Annotated in this window: 18 protein-coding genes; 12 read left to right on the top strand and 6 right to left on the bottom strand. The window is 72.2% G+C overall.

Annotated features, from left to right (window positions below; all coding sequences use genetic code 11):
- Nucleotides 1–35: 35 nt before the first annotated feature.
- On the bottom strand, nt 36–1,655 hold the full coding sequence (locus ACFY7E_RS02605) for a glycoside hydrolase family 20 protein (protein ID WP_389479870.1): 1,620 nt from the start codon (nt 1,653–1,655) through the stop codon (nt 36–38).
- Nucleotides 1,656–2,155: 500 nt separating this feature from the next.
- On the opposite strand from ACFY7E_RS02605, the gene ACFY7E_RS02600 reads away from it, so the two are divergent.
- From ACFY7E_RS02600 to ACFY7E_RS02575, 6 genes are all read left to right on the top strand, one after another.
- Nucleotides 2,156–2,572 carry a 2-oxo-4-hydroxy-4-carboxy-5-ureidoimidazoline decarboxylase gene (locus ACFY7E_RS02600; RefSeq protein WP_389479868.1) on the top strand — a complete coding sequence of 139 codons (417 nt, stop codon included), beginning with the start codon at nt 2,156–2,158 and terminating at the stop codon, nt 2,570–2,572.
- A gap of 226 nt (nt 2,573–2,798) precedes the next feature.
- On the top strand, nt 2,799–3,179 hold the full coding sequence (sdhC, locus tag ACFY7E_RS02595) for a succinate dehydrogenase, cytochrome b556 subunit (RefSeq protein WP_356541453.1): 381 nt from the start codon (nt 2,799–2,801) through the stop codon (nt 3,177–3,179).
- An 8-nt stretch (nt 3,180–3,187) separates the two neighbouring features.
- Entirely contained in the window at nt 3,188–3,664 is a 477-nt protein-coding gene (locus ACFY7E_RS02590) for a succinate dehydrogenase hydrophobic membrane anchor subunit (RefSeq protein WP_389479866.1), read from the top strand.
- Between the two features lie 24 nt (nt 3,665–3,688).
- Nucleotides 3,689–5,443, top strand: a complete 1,755-nt coding sequence (gene sdhA, locus ACFY7E_RS02585) for a succinate dehydrogenase flavoprotein subunit (RefSeq protein ID WP_383434364.1) — start codon at nt 3,689–3,691, stop codon at nt 5,441–5,443.
- Nucleotides 5,443–6,201 carry a succinate dehydrogenase iron-sulfur subunit gene (locus tag ACFY7E_RS02580; RefSeq protein WP_383434367.1) on the top strand — a complete coding sequence of 253 codons (759 nt, stop codon included), beginning with the start codon at nt 5,443–5,445 and terminating at the stop codon, nt 6,199–6,201. Before sdhA ends, ACFY7E_RS02580 begins: the two co-directional genes overlap by 1 nt.
- A gap of 112 nt (nt 6,202–6,313) precedes the next feature.
- Nucleotides 6,314–6,868 carry a hypothetical protein gene (locus ACFY7E_RS02575; protein WP_389479863.1) on the top strand — a complete coding sequence of 185 codons (555 nt, stop codon included), beginning with the start codon at nt 6,314–6,316 and terminating at the stop codon, nt 6,866–6,868.
- Nucleotides 6,869–6,899: 31 nt separating this feature from the next.
- Here ACFY7E_RS02575 and ACFY7E_RS02570 read toward each other — a convergent pair whose 3' ends face one another.
- Entirely contained in the window at nt 6,900–7,445 is a 546-nt protein-coding gene (locus tag ACFY7E_RS02570) for a MarR family winged helix-turn-helix transcriptional regulator (protein ID WP_383434372.1), read from the bottom strand.
- Nucleotides 7,446–7,531: 86 nt separating this feature from the next.
- Nucleotides 7,532–8,305 (bottom strand): alpha/beta fold hydrolase, encoded by a 774-nt coding sequence (locus ACFY7E_RS02565; protein ID WP_389479860.1) that lies wholly within the window; start codon nt 8,303–8,305, stop codon nt 7,532–7,534.
- A 127-nt stretch (nt 8,306–8,432) separates the two neighbouring features.
- Between ACFY7E_RS02565 and ACFY7E_RS02560 the strand changes: the two genes are divergently transcribed.
- From ACFY7E_RS02560 to ACFY7E_RS02550, 3 genes are all read left to right on the top strand, one after another.
- Complete coding sequence (locus tag ACFY7E_RS02560) at nt 8,433–8,867, top strand: hypothetical protein (protein WP_389479858.1); 435 nt, start codon at nt 8,433–8,435, stop codon at nt 8,865–8,867.
- Between the two features lie 63 nt (nt 8,868–8,930).
- Nucleotides 8,931–9,332 (top strand): thiol-disulfide oxidoreductase DCC family protein, encoded by a 402-nt coding sequence (locus ACFY7E_RS02555; RefSeq protein WP_389479856.1) that lies wholly within the window; start codon nt 8,931–8,933, stop codon nt 9,330–9,332.
- Nucleotides 9,333–9,342: 10 nt separating this feature from the next.
- Nucleotides 9,343–10,080 carry a TetR/AcrR family transcriptional regulator gene (locus tag ACFY7E_RS02550; protein ID WP_389479854.1) on the top strand — a complete coding sequence of 246 codons (738 nt, stop codon included), beginning with the start codon at nt 9,343–9,345 and terminating at the stop codon, nt 10,078–10,080.
- A gap of 43 nt (nt 10,081–10,123) precedes the next feature.
- On the opposite strand, the gene ACFY7E_RS02545 is transcribed toward ACFY7E_RS02550, so the two are convergent.
- Both ACFY7E_RS02545 and ACFY7E_RS02540 read right to left on the bottom strand, forming a co-directional pair.
- A complete protein-coding gene (locus ACFY7E_RS02545) occupies nt 10,124–11,677 on the bottom strand; it encodes an ABC transporter substrate-binding protein (protein ID WP_389479851.1) in 1,554 nt (517 codons plus the stop codon).
- Nucleotides 11,678–11,869: 192 nt separating this feature from the next.
- Entirely contained in the window at nt 11,870–13,156 is a 1,287-nt protein-coding gene (locus ACFY7E_RS02540) for a metallophosphoesterase (protein ID WP_389479849.1), read from the bottom strand.
- A 166-nt stretch (nt 13,157–13,322) separates the two neighbouring features.
- Between ACFY7E_RS02540 and ACFY7E_RS02535 the strand changes: the two genes are divergently transcribed.
- Nucleotides 13,323–13,559: an SCO4848 family membrane protein gene (locus ACFY7E_RS02535; protein ID WP_383434389.1), complete on the top strand. Its 237-nt coding sequence runs from the start codon at nt 13,323–13,325 to the stop codon at nt 13,557–13,559.
- A gap of 280 nt (nt 13,560–13,839) precedes the next feature.
- A complete protein-coding gene (locus ACFY7E_RS02530; protein ID WP_389479846.1) occupies nt 13,840–15,093 on the top strand; it encodes a D-alanyl-D-alanine carboxypeptidase family protein in 1,254 nt (417 codons plus the stop codon).
- Here ACFY7E_RS02530 and ACFY7E_RS02525 read toward each other — a convergent pair.
- Entirely contained in the window at nt 15,035–16,051 is a 1,017-nt protein-coding gene (locus ACFY7E_RS02525; RefSeq protein WP_389479843.1) for a YihY/virulence factor BrkB family protein, read from the bottom strand. The two genes, ACFY7E_RS02530 and ACFY7E_RS02525, sit on opposite strands and share 59 nt — an antisense overlap.
- 213 nt (nt 16,052–16,264) lie before the next feature.
- Between ACFY7E_RS02525 and ACFY7E_RS02520 the strand changes: the two genes are divergently transcribed.
- A complete protein-coding gene (locus ACFY7E_RS02520; RefSeq protein ID WP_389479840.1) occupies nt 16,265–17,641 on the top strand; it encodes an FAD-binding protein in 1,377 nt (458 codons plus the stop codon).
- The last annotated feature ends 15 nt before the right edge of the window (nt 17,642–17,656 follow it).

Below are 17,656 nucleotides of genomic sequence, written 5' to 3'. Positions count from 1 at the left end.
CCTCGACGTCGATGAGGTGCGGGGCGAGCAGCCGCTCACCGCACCTTCTCCGCGAGCGCCCGGAACCGGTCCCAGCTCGCCGTCGGTTTCGCCGGGTTCCAGAGCTTCTGGGAGAGGGCGGCCAGGGGCAGCCTGATGCCGGCCGCGACCTGGGCCGGGGTCTGGGAGTTCGCCAGGTCGCACCAGACGGCGAACCGGGCGCCGAGGATCTGGGCGTCGTACTTCGCCGGGACGGGGCTGGTGCCGCGCACGACGAGCGGGGTCCACTGCTCGTAGATCCGGCGGCCGGTGGGGTACGCGAAGTCGTTGGGCTCGCCGAGGACGTAGTAGAGGTACTCGTCGTTGAGGTTGACCATCTTCCGGCCCTGGCTCAGGTACGAGACGGGCTGCCGGGCGCCGATCTCCTTGCCCGTCCAGTACTCGACCTCCAGGTCCTTCGCCGCGTCCACGACCCCGCCCGTGAAGAAGCCGTCGTTCCAGGCCTTGAGGGTCTTGCCGGTGGGGCGGACGACGGCGGCGCGGTCGTTGAGCCAGCCGGTGGCCAGGTCCTGGACCCGGCCGGAGGGCCCGTACTTCGCCTTCGCCGCCCGCGCCAGCTCCGGATAGGTGGCCTCGGGGTCCTTCGCCATGAGGGCCACGTACTCGTCGGCGCCGAGGTGCCAGTACGCGCCGGGGAAGAGCTGGGCGTACTCGCGCAGCAGGTCGTCGACGATCTTCGCCGCGTCCGGGTCCGCGATGTCGACGGCGCCGCGCGGGGCCCGGCCGGTCGCGCTGCGGAGCTGGAGGTCGGGGTGGGCGGCGATGACGGCGCCGAGGTGTCCCGGGGAGTCGATCTCGGGGACGACGGTGACGTGCCGCTCGGCGGCGAGGGCGAGGATCCGCCGCACCTCCGCCTTGGTGAGGTGCTGGGCGGAGACCACCTCGGGGTGGCTGTCGGACTCGATCCGGAAGCCCTGGTCGTCGGAGAAGTGCAGTCCGAGCTGGTTGAGCTTGAGGTCGCCCATCTCGCGTATGCGGTCCTCGATCCAGCCGGCCGTGAAGTGCTTGCGGGCGGTGTCCACGTTCAGTCCGCGCTGCGGCTTGGCCGGCCGGTCGTTCACCGTCCCCTCGGGCATCGCGCCGGTCGCCTTCACCGACTGCTTGAGGGTGCGGGTGCCGTAGAAGACGCCGGCCTCGTCCGGCCCGCTGATCCGCACCCGGCCGTCACGGACGGCGAGGGTGTACGACTCGGGGGCGCCCGTCCCGCCCAGGGCCAGCTCGACGTCCCCGGGCCCGGCGGCGACCGCGCCCCGGTAGGGGACGCCCAGCTCACCCGCGATCAGCTTCCCCTCGTCGGCGAGGCCCCCGCTGTTCGCGGCGATGACGACCCCGCCCGTGGGCGCGGGCTTCCAGCCGGGGCCGCGGGCGGCCTCGTGGGCCCGGACGGCGGGGACCGTGAGGGGCGCGCTGGAGAGCGGATACGTCCGCGTCGGCGTGGGCGTGGGCGTCGGCGAGGGGGGCGCGCTCGTGGGCGCGGCGGTCGTGGCCGAGCCGGGGGACGGGGCGGCGGACGGGCCCGTCGCGGAGCCGCCGGAACAGGCCGCCGCGGTGGCCAGTGCCACCGAGGTCGCCAGGAGCGCGGGGCCGCGTCGGGCCCCTCGTATGGAGTACCGCATCAATCGGAATCCTCCCCTACGGACGAGGGTCCGGCCAATCGGGCGACGGGCCGGTACGGAGCCGGTGGCGAGATCGGCGGCGGAATCGGGGACGAAATCGGGGCCCCGCATCCGGCGCGGAGGGAACGCCGGAACCCCGGACGCCGTCAACAAGTGCGGCACCCGCCGCGTCGGCGACGACGACGGGGGAGATCGACGCCCCGTGTTCATCCACGGGCGGGCGACCGGAATCCCGGCGTCCATCAGATGTTCCGAAACTCTCCCTTCCGGGTGAAAATCGCGCATCCGTCGGATCCCTCCCCCCGCCCCGTCGATAGCGTCGCGTCACGCCCGCCCCACCCGTCCCGGAGTAACCGGAGCCCACGCTGACCAGCGACACCCAAGCCCCCTGCCGGAACCCGGGCCCCGCGGGCACGCCCGCCATACCCGGCCGGCAGCCCCCGCGCCCCCGGCACACCGGCGGTCTCGTCGGCTTCAACGCGGCGGCCCCGGCCGAGGCCGTGGCCCTGCTGCTCTCCTGCTGCCACAGCCTCCGCTGGGCCGAACGGGTGACGGCGCACCGCCCCTACCCCACGGTGGAGGCCCTGCTCGCCGCCGCCGACGAGGCCGGCTACGACCTGTCGCGGGCCGATCTGGACGGGGCCCTGGCCGCCGAGTCCTCCGCGCTGCCGCACCCCGACGCCCCGCCGGCCGCCCGGACCGCGCTGCGGGCCGCGCACGCCGCGTACGAGCACAGCTTCGGACACGCGTTCGTGATCAGCCTCGACGGAGTGCGCCCCGGCGAGCGGCTCGACGCGGTTCTGGCCGGAATCCGGTCACGTCTCGGCAACGAACCGGAGGAGGAGCGGGTGATCGCGGCCGAGGAACTGCGCCGGCTCGCCCGCGCCCGGCTGGCCTTCCGGCTGGCCCCGGGCTGACCCGACGCCCACCTCCCGACACTCCGGCGCGTGATTCCGTCCACAATGCGGTGATTCCGCCCCGTGCGATAGCCCGTCCGTGCCTGTTTGATCACACCTATGGACCCCGCGCGAGCGAACCGACGACTCGTCGCTACGATGACCGGGGCCGGTGGACCGTACCCGGCCGGGCCAGACCGACACAGAAGCCGGCCGGCCCCGATCCCCGCTCCCGGAGGGTTTTTCCGTGCCGGCTGGAACGCTGTACCGCGGCCGGGAAGGAATGTGGTCCTGGGTGGCTCATCGAGTCACCGGCGTCCTCATCTTCTTCTTCCTGTTCGTACACGTCCTTGACACCTCTCTCGTCCGCGTCTCCCCCGAGGCCTACGACGAGGTCGTCGCGACCTACAAGACGCCGATCGTCGCCCTGCTCGAATACGGCCTGGTCGCCGCCATCCTCTTCCACGCGCTGAACGGCCTCCGCGTCATCGCCGTGGACTTCTGGTCCAAGGGCCCGCGCTACCAGAAGCAGATGCTCTGGACCGTCGTGGGCATCTGGGTCGTGCTGATGGCGGGCTCGCTGTACCCCGTCCTCGGCCACGCCGCACGCGAACTGTTCGGGAGCTGACGCCAGACATGTCGACTGACACCACCTCCGCGATCGGCCCCGTCGAGGACGGCCACCGCTACGACGTGGACAACCCCGCGCCGTACATCGAGCCTCCCCGCAAGCGCACCGGCAGGACCCCGCGCGCGACCCGCGGCAACTTCGAGATGGCCGCGTGGCTCTTCATGCGCCTCTCCGGCGTGGTCCTCGTCGTCCTGGTCCTCGGCCACCTGCTGATCCAGCTCTTCCTGGACGGCGGCGTCTCCAAGATCGGCTTCGCCTTCGTGGCCGGCCGCTGGGCGTCCCCGTTCTGGCAGGTCTGGGACCTGCTGATGCTCTGGCTCGCCATGCTGCACGGCGCCAACGGCCTCCGTACGGTCGTCAACGACTACGCGGAGCGGGCCAACACGCGCCTGTGGCTCAAGGGCCTGCTGTACACCGCCACGGTGTTCACCATCCTTCTGGGCACGCTGGTGATCTTCACCTTCGACCCGAACATCCGCTAGGCACGGGGCTGAGGTAATCCACTCATGAAGATCCACAAGTACGACACCGTCATCGTCGGCGCCGGCGGAGCCGGCATGCGCGCCGCCATCGAGGCGACGAAGCGCAGCCGCACCGCCGTGCTCACGAAGCTCTACCCCACCCGCTCCCACACGGGCGCCGCGCAGGGCGGCATGGCCGCCGCGCTGGCGAACGTGGAGGAGGACAACTGGGAGTGGCACACCTTCGACACGGTCAAGGGCGGTGACTACCTGGTCGACCAGGACGCCGCCGAGATCCTGGCGAAGGAGGCCATCGACGCCGTCCTCGACCTGGAGAAGATGGGCCTGCCGTTCAACCGCACCCCGAACGGCACCATCGACCAGCGCCGCTTCGGCGGTCACTCCCGCAACCACGGCGAGGCCCCGGTCCGCCGGTCCTGCTACGCCGCGGACCGCACCGGCCACATGATCCTCCAGACGCTGTACCAGAACTGCGTCAAGGAGGGCGTGGAGTTCTTCAACGAGTTCTACGTCCTCGACCAGCTGATCACCGAGGTCGACGGGGTCAAGCACTCCGCCGGCGTCGTCGCCTACGAGCTGGCCACCGGCGAGATCCACATCTTCCAGGCCAAGGCCGTGATCTACGCGTCCGGCGGCACCGGCAAGTTCTTCAAGGTGACGTCCAACGCGCACACCCTCACCGGTGACGGCCAGGCCGCCTGCTACCGCCGCGGCCTGCCCCTGGAGGACATGGAGTTCTTCCAGTTCCACCCGACGGGCATCTGGCGCATGGGCATCCTGCTCACGGAGGGCGCCCGCGGCGAGGGCGGCATCCTGCGCAACAAGGACGGCGAGCGCTTCATGGAGAAGTACGCGCCGGTCATGAAGGACCTCGCGTCCCGTGACGTCGTCTCCCGCTCCATCTACACGGAGATCCGCGAGGGCCGCGGCTGCGGTCCCGAGGGCGACCACGTCTACCTGGACCTGACGCACCTCCCGCCGGAGCAGCTCGACGCCAAGCTGCCGGACATCACCGAGTTCGCCCGTACGTACCTCGGCATCGAGCCGTACACGGACCCGATCCCGATCCAGCCCACCGCGCACTACGCCATGGGCGGCATCCCGACCAACGTCGAGGGTGAGGTCCTCTCGGACAACACCACCGTCGTCCCGGGCCTGTACGCGGCCGGCGAGGTCGCCTGCGTGTCGGTGCACGGCGCCAACCGCCTCGGCACCAACTCGCTGCTCGACATCAACGTCTTCGGCAAGCGGTCCGGCATCGCCGCGGCCGAGTACTCCGCCAGGGCCGACTACGTCGAGCTGCCGGAGAACCCCGAGGCGTTCGTCGTCGGCCAGATCGAGAAGCTGCGCGACTCCACGGGCAACGAGCGGGTCGCCGACCTGCGCCGCGAGCTCCAGGAGACGATGGACGCCAACGTGATGGTGTTCCGCACGGAGCAGACCATCAAGACGGCCGTCGAGAAGATCGCCGAGCTGCGCGAGCGCTACGAGAACGTGTCCATCCAGGACAAGGGCAAGCGCTTCAACACCGACCTCCTGGAGGCCATCGAGCTGGGCAACCTGCTCGAACTGGCCGAGGTCATGGCCGTCTCGGCCCTGGCGCGCAAGGAGTCCCGCGGCGGTCACTACCGCGAGGACTACCCGAACCGCGACGACGTCAACTTCATGCGCCACACGATGGCGTACCGCGAGGTCGGCAAGGACGGCTCCGAGACCGTGCGTCTCGACTACAAGCCGGTCGTCCAGACCCGCTACCAGCCGATGGAGCGTAAGTACTGATGGCTACTCCCGTACTGGACAAGGTCGAGAAGGACTCCGCCGCCTCGCCGTACATCACGGTCACGATGCGGATCCGCCGCTTCAACCCCGAGATCTCGGACGCGGCGGTCTGGGAGGACTTCCAGATCGAGATCGACCCCAAGGAGCGCGTGCTCGACGCCCTCCACAAGATCAAGTGGGACGTCGACGGCACGCTGACCTTCCGCCGGTCGTGCGCCCACGGCATCTGCGGCTCGGACGCGATGCGGATCAACGGCAAGAACAGGCTCGCCTGCAAGACGCTGATCAAGGACATCAACCCCGAGAAGCCGATCACGGTCGAGGCCATCAAGGGCCTCACGGTCCTCAAGGACCTGGTCGTGGACATGGAGCCGTTCTTCCAGGCGTACCGGGACGTCATGCCGTTCCTGGTCACCAAGGGGAACGAGCCGACCCGCGAGCGCCTGCAGTCCGCCGAGGACCGCGAGCGCTTCGACGACACCACCAAGTGCATCCTGTGCGCCGCGTGCACGTCGTCCTGCCCGGTCTTCTGGAACGACGGCCAGTACTTCGGTCCGGCCGCGATCGTCAACGCGCACCGCTTCATCTTCGACTCGCGCGACGACGCGGGCGAGCAGCGCCTGGAGATCCTGAACGACAAGGACGGCGTGTGGCGCTGCCGTACGACGTTCAACTGCACGGACGCCTGCCCGCGCGGCATCGAGGTCACCAAGGCGATCCAGGAAGTGAAGCGCGCGCTGATCACGCGTCGTTTCTGAACCGCGGTACGGCCCCGGAGCCCGCTTCTGTACGCTCGGCGTGCGGAAGCGGGCTTTTCCGTCCGCACGCGCAGGTGCGTGTCGTGCGTGTCGTTGTGGAGAGCGGGGACTGATGAGCGAGCCGAACCCTTACGCGGACGGCGAGTACGAGTGGGGGCCGGGGCAGGCACCGGGGCAGGGCGGCGCGCCCGGGACCCCGGCGTACGGGTACCCGCAGGACGTGCCCCCGGGGTACGGGTACCCGCAGCCGCCCGCGTACCGGCCGACGCTCGCCGCGGGCGTGCCCGTGCCGCAGCCGTTCCCGCCGGCGGGGCCGGCCGGGGCCGCGCCGCTCCTCGCGCTCGGTGACATCACGGTCGTCGGGGACCGGATCGTCACGCCGGCCGGGGAGATGCCCCTGAAGGGCGCGGTGTGGAACGCGATGGACATGTCGCGGACCGAGGAGAAGATCCCGACGGTCGCGATCGTGCTCGCGATCGTCTTCGCGTTGCTGTGCCTCCTCGGTCTGCTGTTCCTCCTGATGAAGGAGAAGCAGACCACGGGCTTCGTCCAGGTCACCGTGACCAGCGGGGGCCGTCACCACGTGACGATGATCCCGGTGACGAATCCGAACACCGTCCACTGGGTGATGGGTCAGCTCAACTTCGCGCGCTCGCTGAGCGTCTGACGGTCCGGACCGGACCGGCTCCCGGCGGGCGTCAGCCGCGCCAGGGGGCGGGGTCGTCGCCCGCCTCCGCCGCCACCATCACGCGGCGCAGCATGTCGTTGAGCAGGGCGCGCTCCTCGGGGTCGAGGACGCCGAGGAGCCGGTACTCCTCGTGGCCGAGGACGTCCGTCGCGCCGAGCCAGGTCTCGCGGCCGGAGGCGGTGAGCTCGACGACGACCCGGCGCCGGTCGGTGGTCGACTGGGTGCGCCGGACGAAGCCGCGCTTCTCCAGGGCGTCGAGGCGGCCCGAGACGGAGGCGGGGGCCAGATCGAGGTCCTGCGCCAGTTCGGAGGGGGCGGCGCTGCCGCCGCGGCCGGCCAGCTTGTGGAGCGTGTCGAACTCGTGGCGCTCCAGGTCGAAGTCGACGAGCGACTGCTCCCTGACCCGGCGCAGGTGGACCGAGAGCTTCTTCATCCGGGTGACCGCGCCCTCGACGACGGGGTCGAGGGCAGGCAGGACGGGCTGCCAGCGGGCGACGTGCCCGTCGGTCCAGTCGCGCCGTTCCGGGGGGCCGGGGAGCGCGGGGGTCGGATCCATGGGGCGATCGTACGTCGGGGGCGGGCGCGTCCCCCTCCCCGGCGACACCGGCGGGCGGGACTTCCGGCGCGCTCGGCGGGACGCTCCTAGACCGGTGCCAGGGCCTCCGCCAGGAAGGCGGTGAGCAGGCGGGCGGTCTCCTCCGGGCGCTCCAGGGCGGGGAGGTGGCCGGCCCAGTCGAGGTCGAGGCGGCGGGCGGCGGGCAGCAGGGCGGCCAGTTCACCGGCGACCGCACGGAAGTCGGGGACGTCGTGGGCGCCGGAGACCACCAGGGCGGGTGCCTGGATCCGGGGCAGCTCGTCCTTCGTGATCCCGGGGTCGACCGGGGCGTGCTCGTCGGGGACGGGGAGCTGCACGTCGAAGACGTGGCGCTGCATCTCCCGGACGAGGGCGCGGGCCTTCTCGTCGGCCTCGGGGCCGAGCCAGGTGTCGACGTTGAGCTCGACGGCGGCGTCGATGTCGCCCGCGACGAGCAGGTCGCGCTCACGGCCGCCCCAGGCCCGCAGCTCCTCGCTCGGCTCCATGCCGGGCATGCCGGAGCAGAGCAGGGCGAGGGCCTGGACGCGCCCGGGGTGGCGGGCGGCGAACTCCAGGGCGACCTCGCCGCCGAAGGAGGAGCCGACGACGGCGGCGCGGTCGGCGCCGAGGTGGTCGAGCAGCTCGCGGACGTCCTCGGCGTGGGTGTGCGGGGCGTCGATGGGGGTCTCGCCGTAGCCGCGCAGGTCGCAGCGGACGACGCGGTGTCCCGCTTCGGCGAGCGCGGAGAACGGCACGTCCCACATCCGGCGGTCGCAGACCCCGGAGTGCAGCAGGACGACGGTCGAGGGGCCGGTGCCGGCCAGATCGTGAGAGAGCGTCATCCGCGCGACCCTAGACGGTCGCGGTCCGGACGGCCACCGCTTTCCCCCTCCCCCACTTGAACACGTTCAAGAGGAGGTCTACAGTCGTCACCGCCAGCTTTTGAACGTGTTCAAGGGAGGGTGGGGCATGGACCTCACTGTCGTCGCGTACATCGTCTACCTGCTGATCGCCGTGGCCCTCACCGTCTGGGTCGCCCGCACGCTCAGCCGCAACGGAAGGATCTTCCTGGCGGACGTCCTGCATGGGAACGAGAAGCTCGCGGAGGCCGTCAACCACCTCCTGGTGGTCGGCTTCTACCTCGTCAACTTCGGCTTCGTCGCCCTCTACCTGAGCCAGGACCACGCCGTCCTCGACGCCCGGGCGCTCTTCGAGGCCCTCTCCGTCAAGCTCGGGGTGGTGCTGCTCGTCCTCGGCGTGATGCACCTCGGGAACGTGTACGTGCTCAACAAGATCCGCCGGCGCGGGGTCATGGAGCGCGAGCAGGTGCCGCCGGTCGGCCCGCAGGGCTGGACCGCCGCCCCCAAGGCCGGCCCCTGGGCCCCGCCCGCTCCGCAGGGCTGACCCGCCGTGTCCACCGCACCCGGACGGGCCCCCGCACCGGGGGCCCTCGCCCCGCGGACGCCCGTGACGCGCCTGACCGTGCTGTACGACGCCGACTGCCCGCTCTGCGTGCACCTGCGGCACTGGCTGCTGCGGCAGCGGCAGCTCGTCCCGCTCGACCTGGTGCCGGCCGGGTCCCAGGAGGCCCGGCGCCGGTTCCCGGCCCTCGACCACGCCGCCACCCTGCGGGAGATCACCGTGATCGGGGACCGGGGCCAGGTCTACCGGGAGACCGCCGCCTGGATCGTCTGCCTCTGGGCCCTCGCCGAGCACCGGCCCAGGGCCCACTGGCTGGCCACCCCCGCCGGGCGGCCCTTCGCCCGGATGACCGTCCTGGCCGCCGCCAAGTGGCGCGAGGCCCTCAAGGGGTCCGGCGGGGACGGCTGCGGGGACGGGCGCTGCGAGGTGCCCGGCCCGCCCGGTTAGGCTCGGCTCCGTGAAGGAAGAGAAGGAAGAGAAGAAGGCCCCCAAGAGCGAGCAGACCCGCACGCTCATCCTCGAAACCGCGCTCCGGCTGTTCAAGGAGCGCGGTTACGACAAGACGACGATGCGGGCCATCGCCCAGGAGGCCGGAGTCTCCGTCGGCAACGCGTACTACTACTTCTCCTCCAAGGAGCACCTGGTCCAGGGTTTCTACGACCGGATCGCCGAGGAGCACCAGGCGGCCGTCGAGCCCATCCTGACCGGGGGCGAGAAGGACCTGACGGCCCGCATCCGGGGGGTCTACCTCGGGTGGCTGGACATCGCGGAGCCGTACCACGAGTTCGCCTCGCAGTTCTTCAAGAACGCCGCCGACCCGGACAGCCCGCTCAGCCCGTTCTCGCCCGAGTCGGAGGGGCCGCGCGAGGCCGCGATCGAGGTGCACCGGCGCGTCATCTCCGGGGCCTCGGTGAAGATCGACCCCGAACTGAGCGAGGCCCTGCCGCAGTTGCTGTGGCTCCAGCAGATGGGCCTGGTGCTCTTCTGGGTGTACGACCGGTCGGAGGGGGCCGCCAACAGCCGCCGGCTCGTGGAGCGGCTCGCGCCGGTCACCGCCCGCGCGATCTCGCTCTCCCGCTTCCGGATCCTGCGCCCGCTGGTCAAGGAGACCCACGAGCTGCTCGCCGACTTCATGCCGACGGCGGCCGGGATGGCGGCCTCGGGCAAGCCGAAGCGGGCGGGCGCGAAGCAGTAGGGGCAGGGGGGCGGGGGGAGCCGTACGACTCCCCCCACGACCACTAGATCCAGTTCAGTTCCCACAGGCGCCAGATGCCGGTGCCGTCCGTCAGGTACGGGGAGCCCGCGACCGTCTCCGTGGAGAGGACGTAGTCCTTCTTCTGCCACAGCGGCACGAGCGGGACGTCGTCGGCGACCTCGCTCTGGATCGCCTTGAAGTCCTCCGTCGCCCGCGAACGGTCGCTGAACCGCTGCGTCGAGGCGATCAGGGAATCGATCAGCCGGTCGGAGAAGCCGTTGTGCAGGGTGTTCCCGGTGCCGACGAGCGGGGCGGTGAAGCTGTCGGAGTCGGGGAAGTCGGGGAGCCAGCCGACGGTGTACGCGTCGAAGTCGCCCTTCGCGTACTGCTTCTGGAAGTCCTCCCACTTCACCTCGACGGTCTCGACCTCGAAGAGGCCGGTCTCCTCCAGCTGCCGCTCGATCTCGGTCGTCTCGGCCGCGTAGGTGTCGTCCTGGCGGAAGCCGAAGGTGAACTTCACGGGGGTGGCGATCCCGGCGTCCTTCAGGATCTTCCTCGCCTTCGCGCTGCTGGGCTCCGGGTAGCGGTCGTAGAACGCGGTGCTGTGGCCGACGAAGCCCTGCGGGATGAGGGAGTACAGCGGCTCGACCGTGCCCTTGTAGGCACCGGTGGTGATCGCCGGGCGGTCGAGGACCGCCGCGACGGCCTGCCGCACGGCCCTGTCCGCCATGGGCGAGCCGGGACGGACGTTGAAGTTGAGGTTGCGGATCTCGGCGCTCTCCGCCTCGGTGACCCGGGTGCCGTCCACCGCCTCCAGCTCGGAGACGAAGTCCGGCGGGAGCTGCCGGTGCGTGACCTGCACGTCCTTCGCCTTCCAGGCGCCGGCGAGCTCCTCGGACTTGGCGTAGTACTTCACGAGGACCGGGTGACCGGCCTTGGTGACGGCGCCCTTGTAGCGCGGGTTGGGCTCCAGGAGGGCGGACACGCCCAGCTTGTACTCCTTGAGGACGTACGGCCCCGAGCCGTCGACCGCCGCGTCGGGGCGCAGCTTCTTCGCCGGGTAACGCTCGCGGTCCACGATCGAACCGGCGCCGGTGGCCAGCTTCAGCGGGAACGTGACGTCCTTGGCGCTGAGGTGGAAGGTGACGGTCCGGCCCTGGGAGTCGACGCTCCTCAGCGTCGGGAAGAGCGGCTGCGGGCCGACGTCCGTCTTGATGCCCAGCATGCGCTCGAAGGAGTACTCGACGTCCTCGGCGGTCATCCTGCGGCCGTTGGAGAAGGTGAGGTCGTCGCGGAGCGTGCACCGGTACGTGGTGAGGCCGGAGCCCGCGAACCCGCAGCTCTCGGCGGCGTCCGGCACCGGCTCGGTGAAGCCCGGCTTGAACGTCAGGAGGGACTGGTAGACGTTGCTGTAGATCGCCCAGGAACCGGCGTCGTAGGCGCCGGCCGGGTCGAGCGAGGTGATCTCGTCGGTGGTGCCGACGGCGATCGGATCGGTCCTGACGCCGTCGGAGGGCAGGAGCTGCCAGCCTCCCGCCCCGGCCGCGACCAGTACTCCACAAGTGATGAGGATCCGCAGACGGACCGTCGACCGCATTGCCGTGCTTCCTTTTTCCGGTACCACCCCAGGTGCGGGGCCCCCGGTACCGCCGCGATGGCGTCATCCCATCACACGGCCTTCACAAGTGGAAGGGAAAACTTTCACACCACAGGCATATGTCCGGGATATGAGAATTCACGGCGGTGAGCAGCGCGTATCACTCTCCGTGCGGGGAGCGGCCGGGCCTTCTCAGGCCTGTTTCGAGGCGAGTTCGACGACGGTGATGTCGGAGGGGGCGCCGACCCGGACCGGGGGTCCCCAGGCGCCCGCGCCCCGCGAGACGTACAGCTGGGTGTCGCCGTAGCGCTCGAGTCCGGCGACGGTCGGGTTGGCCAGTCCGGCGAGGAGGTCGCCTGGCCAGAGCTGGCCGCCGTGGGTGTGGCCGGAGAGCTGGAGGTCCACGCCGTGGCGCACGGCGTCGTGGACGACGATCGGCTGGTGGGCGAGGAGGACGGCGGCGCGGGCCCGGTCGCGGTCGCCGAGGGCGCGGCCGAAGTCGGGGCCCCGCCCCTCGCTCTCGCCCGCAACGTCGTCGACGCCCGCGAGGTCGAAGCCGGCCGCGATCTCCAGGCGCTCGTTGCGCAGCGGGCGCAGGCCGAGTTCGCGCACGTGGTCGACCCAGGCGTCGGCGCCCGAGAAGTACTCGTGGTTGCCGGTCACGAAGAAGGAGCCGTGGCGGGCTCGGAGCCGGGCGAGCGGTTCGGCGGCGGAGCCGAGGTCCGCGACGGTGCCGTCGACGAGGTCGCCGACGACCGCGATCAGGTCGGGCTGGGTGGAGTTGATCGTGGCCACGATGCGCTCGGTGTGGGCGCGGCCCAGGATCGGGCCCAGGTGGATGTCGGACACGACGGCGATCCGGTAGCCGTGCGCGGCGCGCGGGATCTTGGCGAGCGGCACGGTGACCCGCTTGACGCGGGGCCCGCGCAGCACGCCGTACGTGCCGTGTCCGACGGTCCCGAGGGCGACGGCGGCGGCCGCGCCGCCCACGACCCGGGAGACGAAGAGACGGCGGGAGGGGTCGGTGGGGTCTGCGGGACCCGTCGCGAGGCCGGTCGCGGGGCCCGTCGCGGGGCCGGTCGCGGCGGGCGCGGGTTCCGGGGCGGCCGCCGGCACCGACACCGGCACCGGCTCGGGGGCCGTGACGGCGGCGGCGGGCGTCCGGCGGGCGAGCCAGGTGCGCAGGAGCGGGCGGACGGCCTCGCCCACCAGCAGGGCCAGGACCAGGTACAGGAGCACGGCGAGCCACAGCTGCCCCGGCCAGGCGAGCACCTGCTGGAGCCGGAAGGGCACGCCGGCGCGGGAGGAGACCAGGGCCGCGAGCGAGAACAGCGGCAGGGCCACGACGGCGGCCGTGCCCAGACGGCGCGGCAGGCCGCCGGGCGCCGTCACGTCGCGGACGAGGCGCCGCCACACGTACCAGTGGACGCCGCCGAGCAGGGCGAGGACCACGACCAGGACCAGCAGGAGGACGACCACGGTCCGGAACCCCTTCTCCTTCTGGGCGCCCGTGCGACGCGCGCCCCCGCGCGACCCGTCGATCCCGGGCGCGGCCGGGCCCAGCGTACAGAGACCCGCCTCCGGGGCCCGGCGGGGGCGGTTCGATACTGGCGGGGAACGACCCGCCCTCCCCGAAGGACACCTCATGAAGCTCAGCCGCCGCGTCTCCTGGTTCCTGCTCGCGTTCGGGATCTGGTCCTGGGTGATCTGGGTGACCTTCGTCAAGAACCTCTGGAAGGACGGGAGCGGTCTCGCCTTCGACGACGCGGGGGACCCGACGGCGTACTTCTGGGTGCACCTGCTGCTCGCCGTCACCTCCTTCGTCCTGGGGACGGCCGTCGGCGTGATCGGCCTCCGGGGCGTCCGGGCGCACCGGAGGTAGGGGGCGCACCGGCCGGAGCGGGCCCGTCGGCCGGATCTGCCGGACGAAAAGGGCCGCATCCGGATCCCCGGCGGGCCCGTCGGCGTCTTGGAGGGCGTGAGCGTGCCCCCTCCGGGCCAGTGACGTACGAAAGGTGATGCCGATGCGCCGGCTCCGTGCCCCGAACGCGAGCGGGAACCAGCGGTTGCGGCGGCGGGGTTTCACGCCCCCGGGTGGACGAACGCGGTCGAATGGCCTTCCCGGGTTCGGATCTCTGTTCCGTACCTGTACGTTCACGACCGTGTCTGCTTCGAAGAAGACCGCCTGGGCGGTCGCCGCTGCTGTGTTCCTCCCGCTCGTCCTCTCCGCGCCCGCGGCCCACGCGGACGGGAAGGACTCCCAGGACACGCAGCCCAAGCCGCCGCCCTCCATGTCCAAGGTCGGCGGCGCCCTGCTCGGCCTGCCCGGGACACAGGTGCGGCTCAAGGCCGGGGCCCCGGTGCTGCCCAAGGAGCTGTCGGCCCGCTCCTGGATCGTCGCGGACGCGGAGAACGGCGAGGTCCTCGCCTCGCACAACGCGCACTGGCCGCTCGCCCCGGCCTCCACCCTGAAGATGCTCTTCGCGGACACCCTGCTGCCGAAGTTCCCCAAGACGCGGAACCACCTGGTCACCGGGCAGGACCTGGCGGGCATGGGAGTGGGCTCCAGCCTGGTCGGCGTCAAGGAGAAGCAGACCTACAGCGTCCACGACCTGTGGCTCGGCGTCTTCCTGCGCTCCGGCAACGACGCCGTGCACGTCCTGACGAACATGAACCACGGTCTGAAGCAGACCGTGGAGGACATGAACGCCCAGGCGGTCGAGCTCCAGGCGCTCGACACCAAGGTGATCTCCCCGGACGGCTACGACGCCCCGGGCCAGGTCTCCTCCGCGTACGACCTCACCCTCATCGCCCGCAACGGCATGACGAAGCCGGACTTCCGCGAGTACGCCGCCACGGCCCGCGCCACCTTCCCCGGCATACAGAAGCCGGGCGAGAAGAAGCGCGGGACCTTCGAGATCCAGAACACCAACCGGCTGCTCACGGGTGACTTCGGCGTTCCGCCGTACCAGGGCATCGCCGGGGTCAAGAACGGCAACACCACGCACGCGGGCGCGACCTTCACGGGGGTCGCGGAGCGGAACGGCAGGGTCCTGCTCGTCACCGTGATGAACCCGTCCTCCAAGGAGCAGCACGCCGTCTACCGGGAGACCGCCCGCCTGTTCGACTGGGGCTTCGCGTCGCTCGGGAAGGTCGAGCCGGTGGGCGAGCTGGTGCCGCCGCTCTCGGCCCGCACGACGTCGCCCGTGTCCGCCGGCGCGGTGGACCCGGCGACCGGGAAGACCCTTCCGGCGCCGCCCGTCCACGCGGTCGCGGCGGGGCGGACCGGCGGAGCCTGGACCGCGCTGGGCGTGGCGGGCGGGTTCGTCGCGCTCCTCTCGGGCGCCGCCTTCCTGGTCAACCGTCGCTGGCCGCCGGCCGTGGCCCGTCGCCGCGACCGGGTCGGAGAACAGTAGACCCGGAGCCGCCGGAGCCGGACGCCCCGCCCTTGTCGAAGCCGGGGGCCGCGGCCTTGTCGGCGCCGGGGGCCCCGTCGTCACCGGACGAGGAGGGGGCCGCGTCCTTCCCCGGCGCGGCCGCGGCCGTCCACGCGGCGCAGAACAGCAGCAGTTTCGCGGTGAGGTTGATCCAGAGGAGCAGGGCGACGGGGACGCCGAACGCCCCGTACATCGACTTCGCCGCGACCCCCTTCATGTAGCCGCCGAGCAGCAGCTTGAGGAGTTCGAAGCCGACCGCGCCCATGAGCGAGGCCACCACGAGCTCCTTGCGGGGCGGCTCGACGCCGGGCAGCAGGGACAGGACGTACAGCAGGATCAGGAAGTCGGCGACGACGCCGACGAGGACGGCGGCGGTCTGGAGCAGGACGCCGCCCGCCCCGCCCTCGGAGAGGCCGAGCCGCTCGGCGCTCCAGCCGACGGCGGTGGAGCCGAGCCAGGAGGCGGCCAGCGAGCCGAGGGCGACGCCGCCGAGGCCGACCAGGACGATCGCGTCCTTGCCCTTGAGCAGGATCGGGTTGCCCTCGACGTCGTCGAGGCCCCACACCGCGCGCAGGCACTCCCGCATGGAGCCGATCCAGCTGATGCCGGTGAAGAGGAGCAGGGCGCCGGCGACGATCCCGACGGTGCCGGCGTTGTCGACGAGTCCGCCGATGTTCAGCTGGTCGGAGATGCCGGGCACCTGCTCGCCGACCTTCTCCTCGATCCGGTCGAGCTGCTCGTCGCTGAGGAGCGCGGCGCCGATCGCGGCGGTGACGGTGATGAGCGGGAAGAGGGCGAGGAAGGAGAGGAAGGTGATGGCGGCCGCGAGCCGCGTCCAGTGGGCCCGGTCCAGGGTCTCGTACGCGCGCCAGGCGTGGGTCCGCATGAGGCGGGCGGCCCAGGGGCCGATGACGGGGAGCTTCGTCAGCCAGTCCATGTCGTGCGTGTACCCCTCGATCCGTGCGGTGCGCGGGTGACCGGAGTACGAGAATCCCCCCGCCGGGCCCTCGTGCGCGCGATCGACATGGGGTCGGGTGCCGGGACTCCCGTCCGATCCTCCTTCCGTCGGATCATCACCCTTTCGACGAACCGCCCGGGAATATCGTGCAATCCCGCCATAAGCGACATTGACGCCTATACGGTCGGCTCCATGGCTGTCGAGACCCGCGTCCCGGACGACGACTGCGAAGCCCTCACCGGCTGGGGCCGCACCGCCCCCACCCTCGCGCGCGTGCACCGGCCCCGAGACCCCGCCGAGGCGGCCGCCGCCCTCCGGGCCCCCGGCGGCCGGGGCGTGATCGCCCGCGGTCTCGGCCGCGCCCACGGCGACGCCGCCCAGAACGCCGGCGGCACCGTCCTCGACATGACCGGCCTCGACCGGATCCGCGCCGTCGACGCGCGCACGGGGCTCGTCGACTGCGAGGCGGGCGTGAGCCTGCACCGGCTGATGGAGGTCCTGCTGCCGCTCGGCCGGTTCGTCCCCGTCGTGCCCGCCACCCGGCACGTGACGGTCGGCGGCGCGATCGCCGCCGACGTCCACGGCGGGAACCAGCACGCCGCCGGCTCCTTCGGCCGGCACGTGGCCTCGCTCAGGCTGCTCACCCCCGACGGGGAGGTCAGGACCGTCCGGCCCGGCACCCCGCTCTTCGACGCCACCACCGGCGGCATGGGCCTGACCGGCGTCGTCCTCTCCGCCGTCCTGCGGCTGCCGGCCGTCGAGACCTCCCTGATGACCGTGGACACCGAGCGCGCCCGCGACCTCGACGAACTCCTCGCCCTGCTCGCCGGGGGCGACCACCGGTACCGGCACTCCACCGCCCGGATCGACCTGCTCGCCCGGGGCGCCGCCACCGGCCGCGCCGTCCTCACGCGCGGCAACCCCACCCCGTACGAGGCACTGCCCCGCCGCCACCCGGCCCGCCGGGCGCCGCTCGCCTTCCGGCCCGGACGGCTGCCCGGCCCGCCGCCGCACGTCCCCGACGGGCTGCTCGGCCGCGCCTCCGCCGGGCTCTTCGGCGAGCTCTGGTACCGGGCCGCGCCCCGCGCGGCCACCGGCCGGCTCCGGCCGCTGTCCGGCTTCTTCCACCCGCTCGACGCCGTCCCGCACTGGAACCGGCTGTACGGGCCCGGGGGCTCCGTCCCGTACCGGTTCGTCCTCCCGTACGGGCGGGAGGAGACGCTCCGGGGGATCGTGCGGCGGATCGCGGACCGGCGCTGGCCCGTCCTGCCCGCCGTCCTCAAGCGGTTCGGTCCGGGCGGCCCCGGGCCGCTCTCCTTCCCCCTGCCCGGCTGGTCCCTGTCCCTCGGCCTGCCCACCGGCCTGCCCGGGCTCGGCGCCTTCCTCGACGCGCTCGACGAGGAGGTCGCGGAGGCCGGCGGGCGGGTGTACCTGGCCGGGGACGCGCGGGTGCGGCCGGAGGTCCTGGCCGCGATGTACCCGCGGCTCGACGAGTTCCGGGCCCTGCGGGCCGCGCTCGACCCCCGGTCCGTCCTCGCCTCGGACCTCTCCCGCCGTCTCTCCCTCTAGGACTCTCCAGGAGTT

It is taken from the genome of Streptomyces sp. NPDC012825, from assembly GCF_042900925.1.
GTDB lineage: Bacteria > Actinomycetota > Actinomycetes > Streptomycetales > Streptomycetaceae > Streptomyces.
This window is presented reverse-complemented; position numbering and strand designations above follow the sequence as displayed.

Bases quoted from the DNA above. Each gene is read 5' to 3' on its own strand.
- ACFY7E_RS02605 (WP_389479870.1), bottom strand. From the start codon at position 1,655: ATGCGGTACTCCATACGAGGGGCCCGACGCGGCCCCGCGCTCCTGGCG.
- ACFY7E_RS02590 (WP_389479866.1), top strand. From the start codon at position 3,188: ATGTCGACTGACACCACCTCCGCGATCGGCCCCGTCGAGGACGGCCAC.
- sdhA (WP_383434364.1), top strand. From the start codon at position 3,689: ATGAAGATCCACAAGTACGACACCGTCATCGTCGGCGCCGGCGGAGCC.
- ACFY7E_RS02580 (WP_383434367.1), top strand. From the start codon at position 5,443: ATGGCTACTCCCGTACTGGACAAGGTCGAGAAGGACTCCGCCGCCTCG.
- ACFY7E_RS02575 (WP_389479863.1), top strand. From the start codon at position 6,314: ATGAGCGAGCCGAACCCTTACGCGGACGGCGAGTACGAGTGGGGGCCG.
- ACFY7E_RS02570 (WP_383434372.1), bottom strand. From the start codon at position 7,445: ATGGATCCGACCCCCGCGCTCCCCGGCCCCCCGGAACGGCGCGACTGG.
- ACFY7E_RS02565 (WP_389479860.1), bottom strand. From the start codon at position 8,305: ATGACGCTCTCTCACGATCTGGCCGGCACCGGCCCCTCGACCGTCGTC.
- ACFY7E_RS02560 (WP_389479858.1), top strand. From the start codon at position 8,433: ATGGACCTCACTGTCGTCGCGTACATCGTCTACCTGCTGATCGCCGTG.
- ACFY7E_RS02545 (WP_389479851.1), bottom strand. From the start codon at position 11,677: ATGCGGTCGACGGTCCGTCTGCGGATCCTCATCACTTGTGGAGTACTG.
- ACFY7E_RS02535 (WP_383434389.1), top strand. From the start codon at position 13,323: ATGAAGCTCAGCCGCCGCGTCTCCTGGTTCCTGCTCGCGTTCGGGATC.
- ACFY7E_RS02525 (WP_389479843.1), bottom strand. From the start codon at position 16,051: ATGGACTGGCTGACGAAGCTCCCCGTCATCGGCCCCTGGGCCGCCCGC.
- ACFY7E_RS02520 (WP_389479840.1), top strand. From the start codon at position 16,265: ATGGCTGTCGAGACCCGCGTCCCGGACGACGACTGCGAAGCCCTCACC.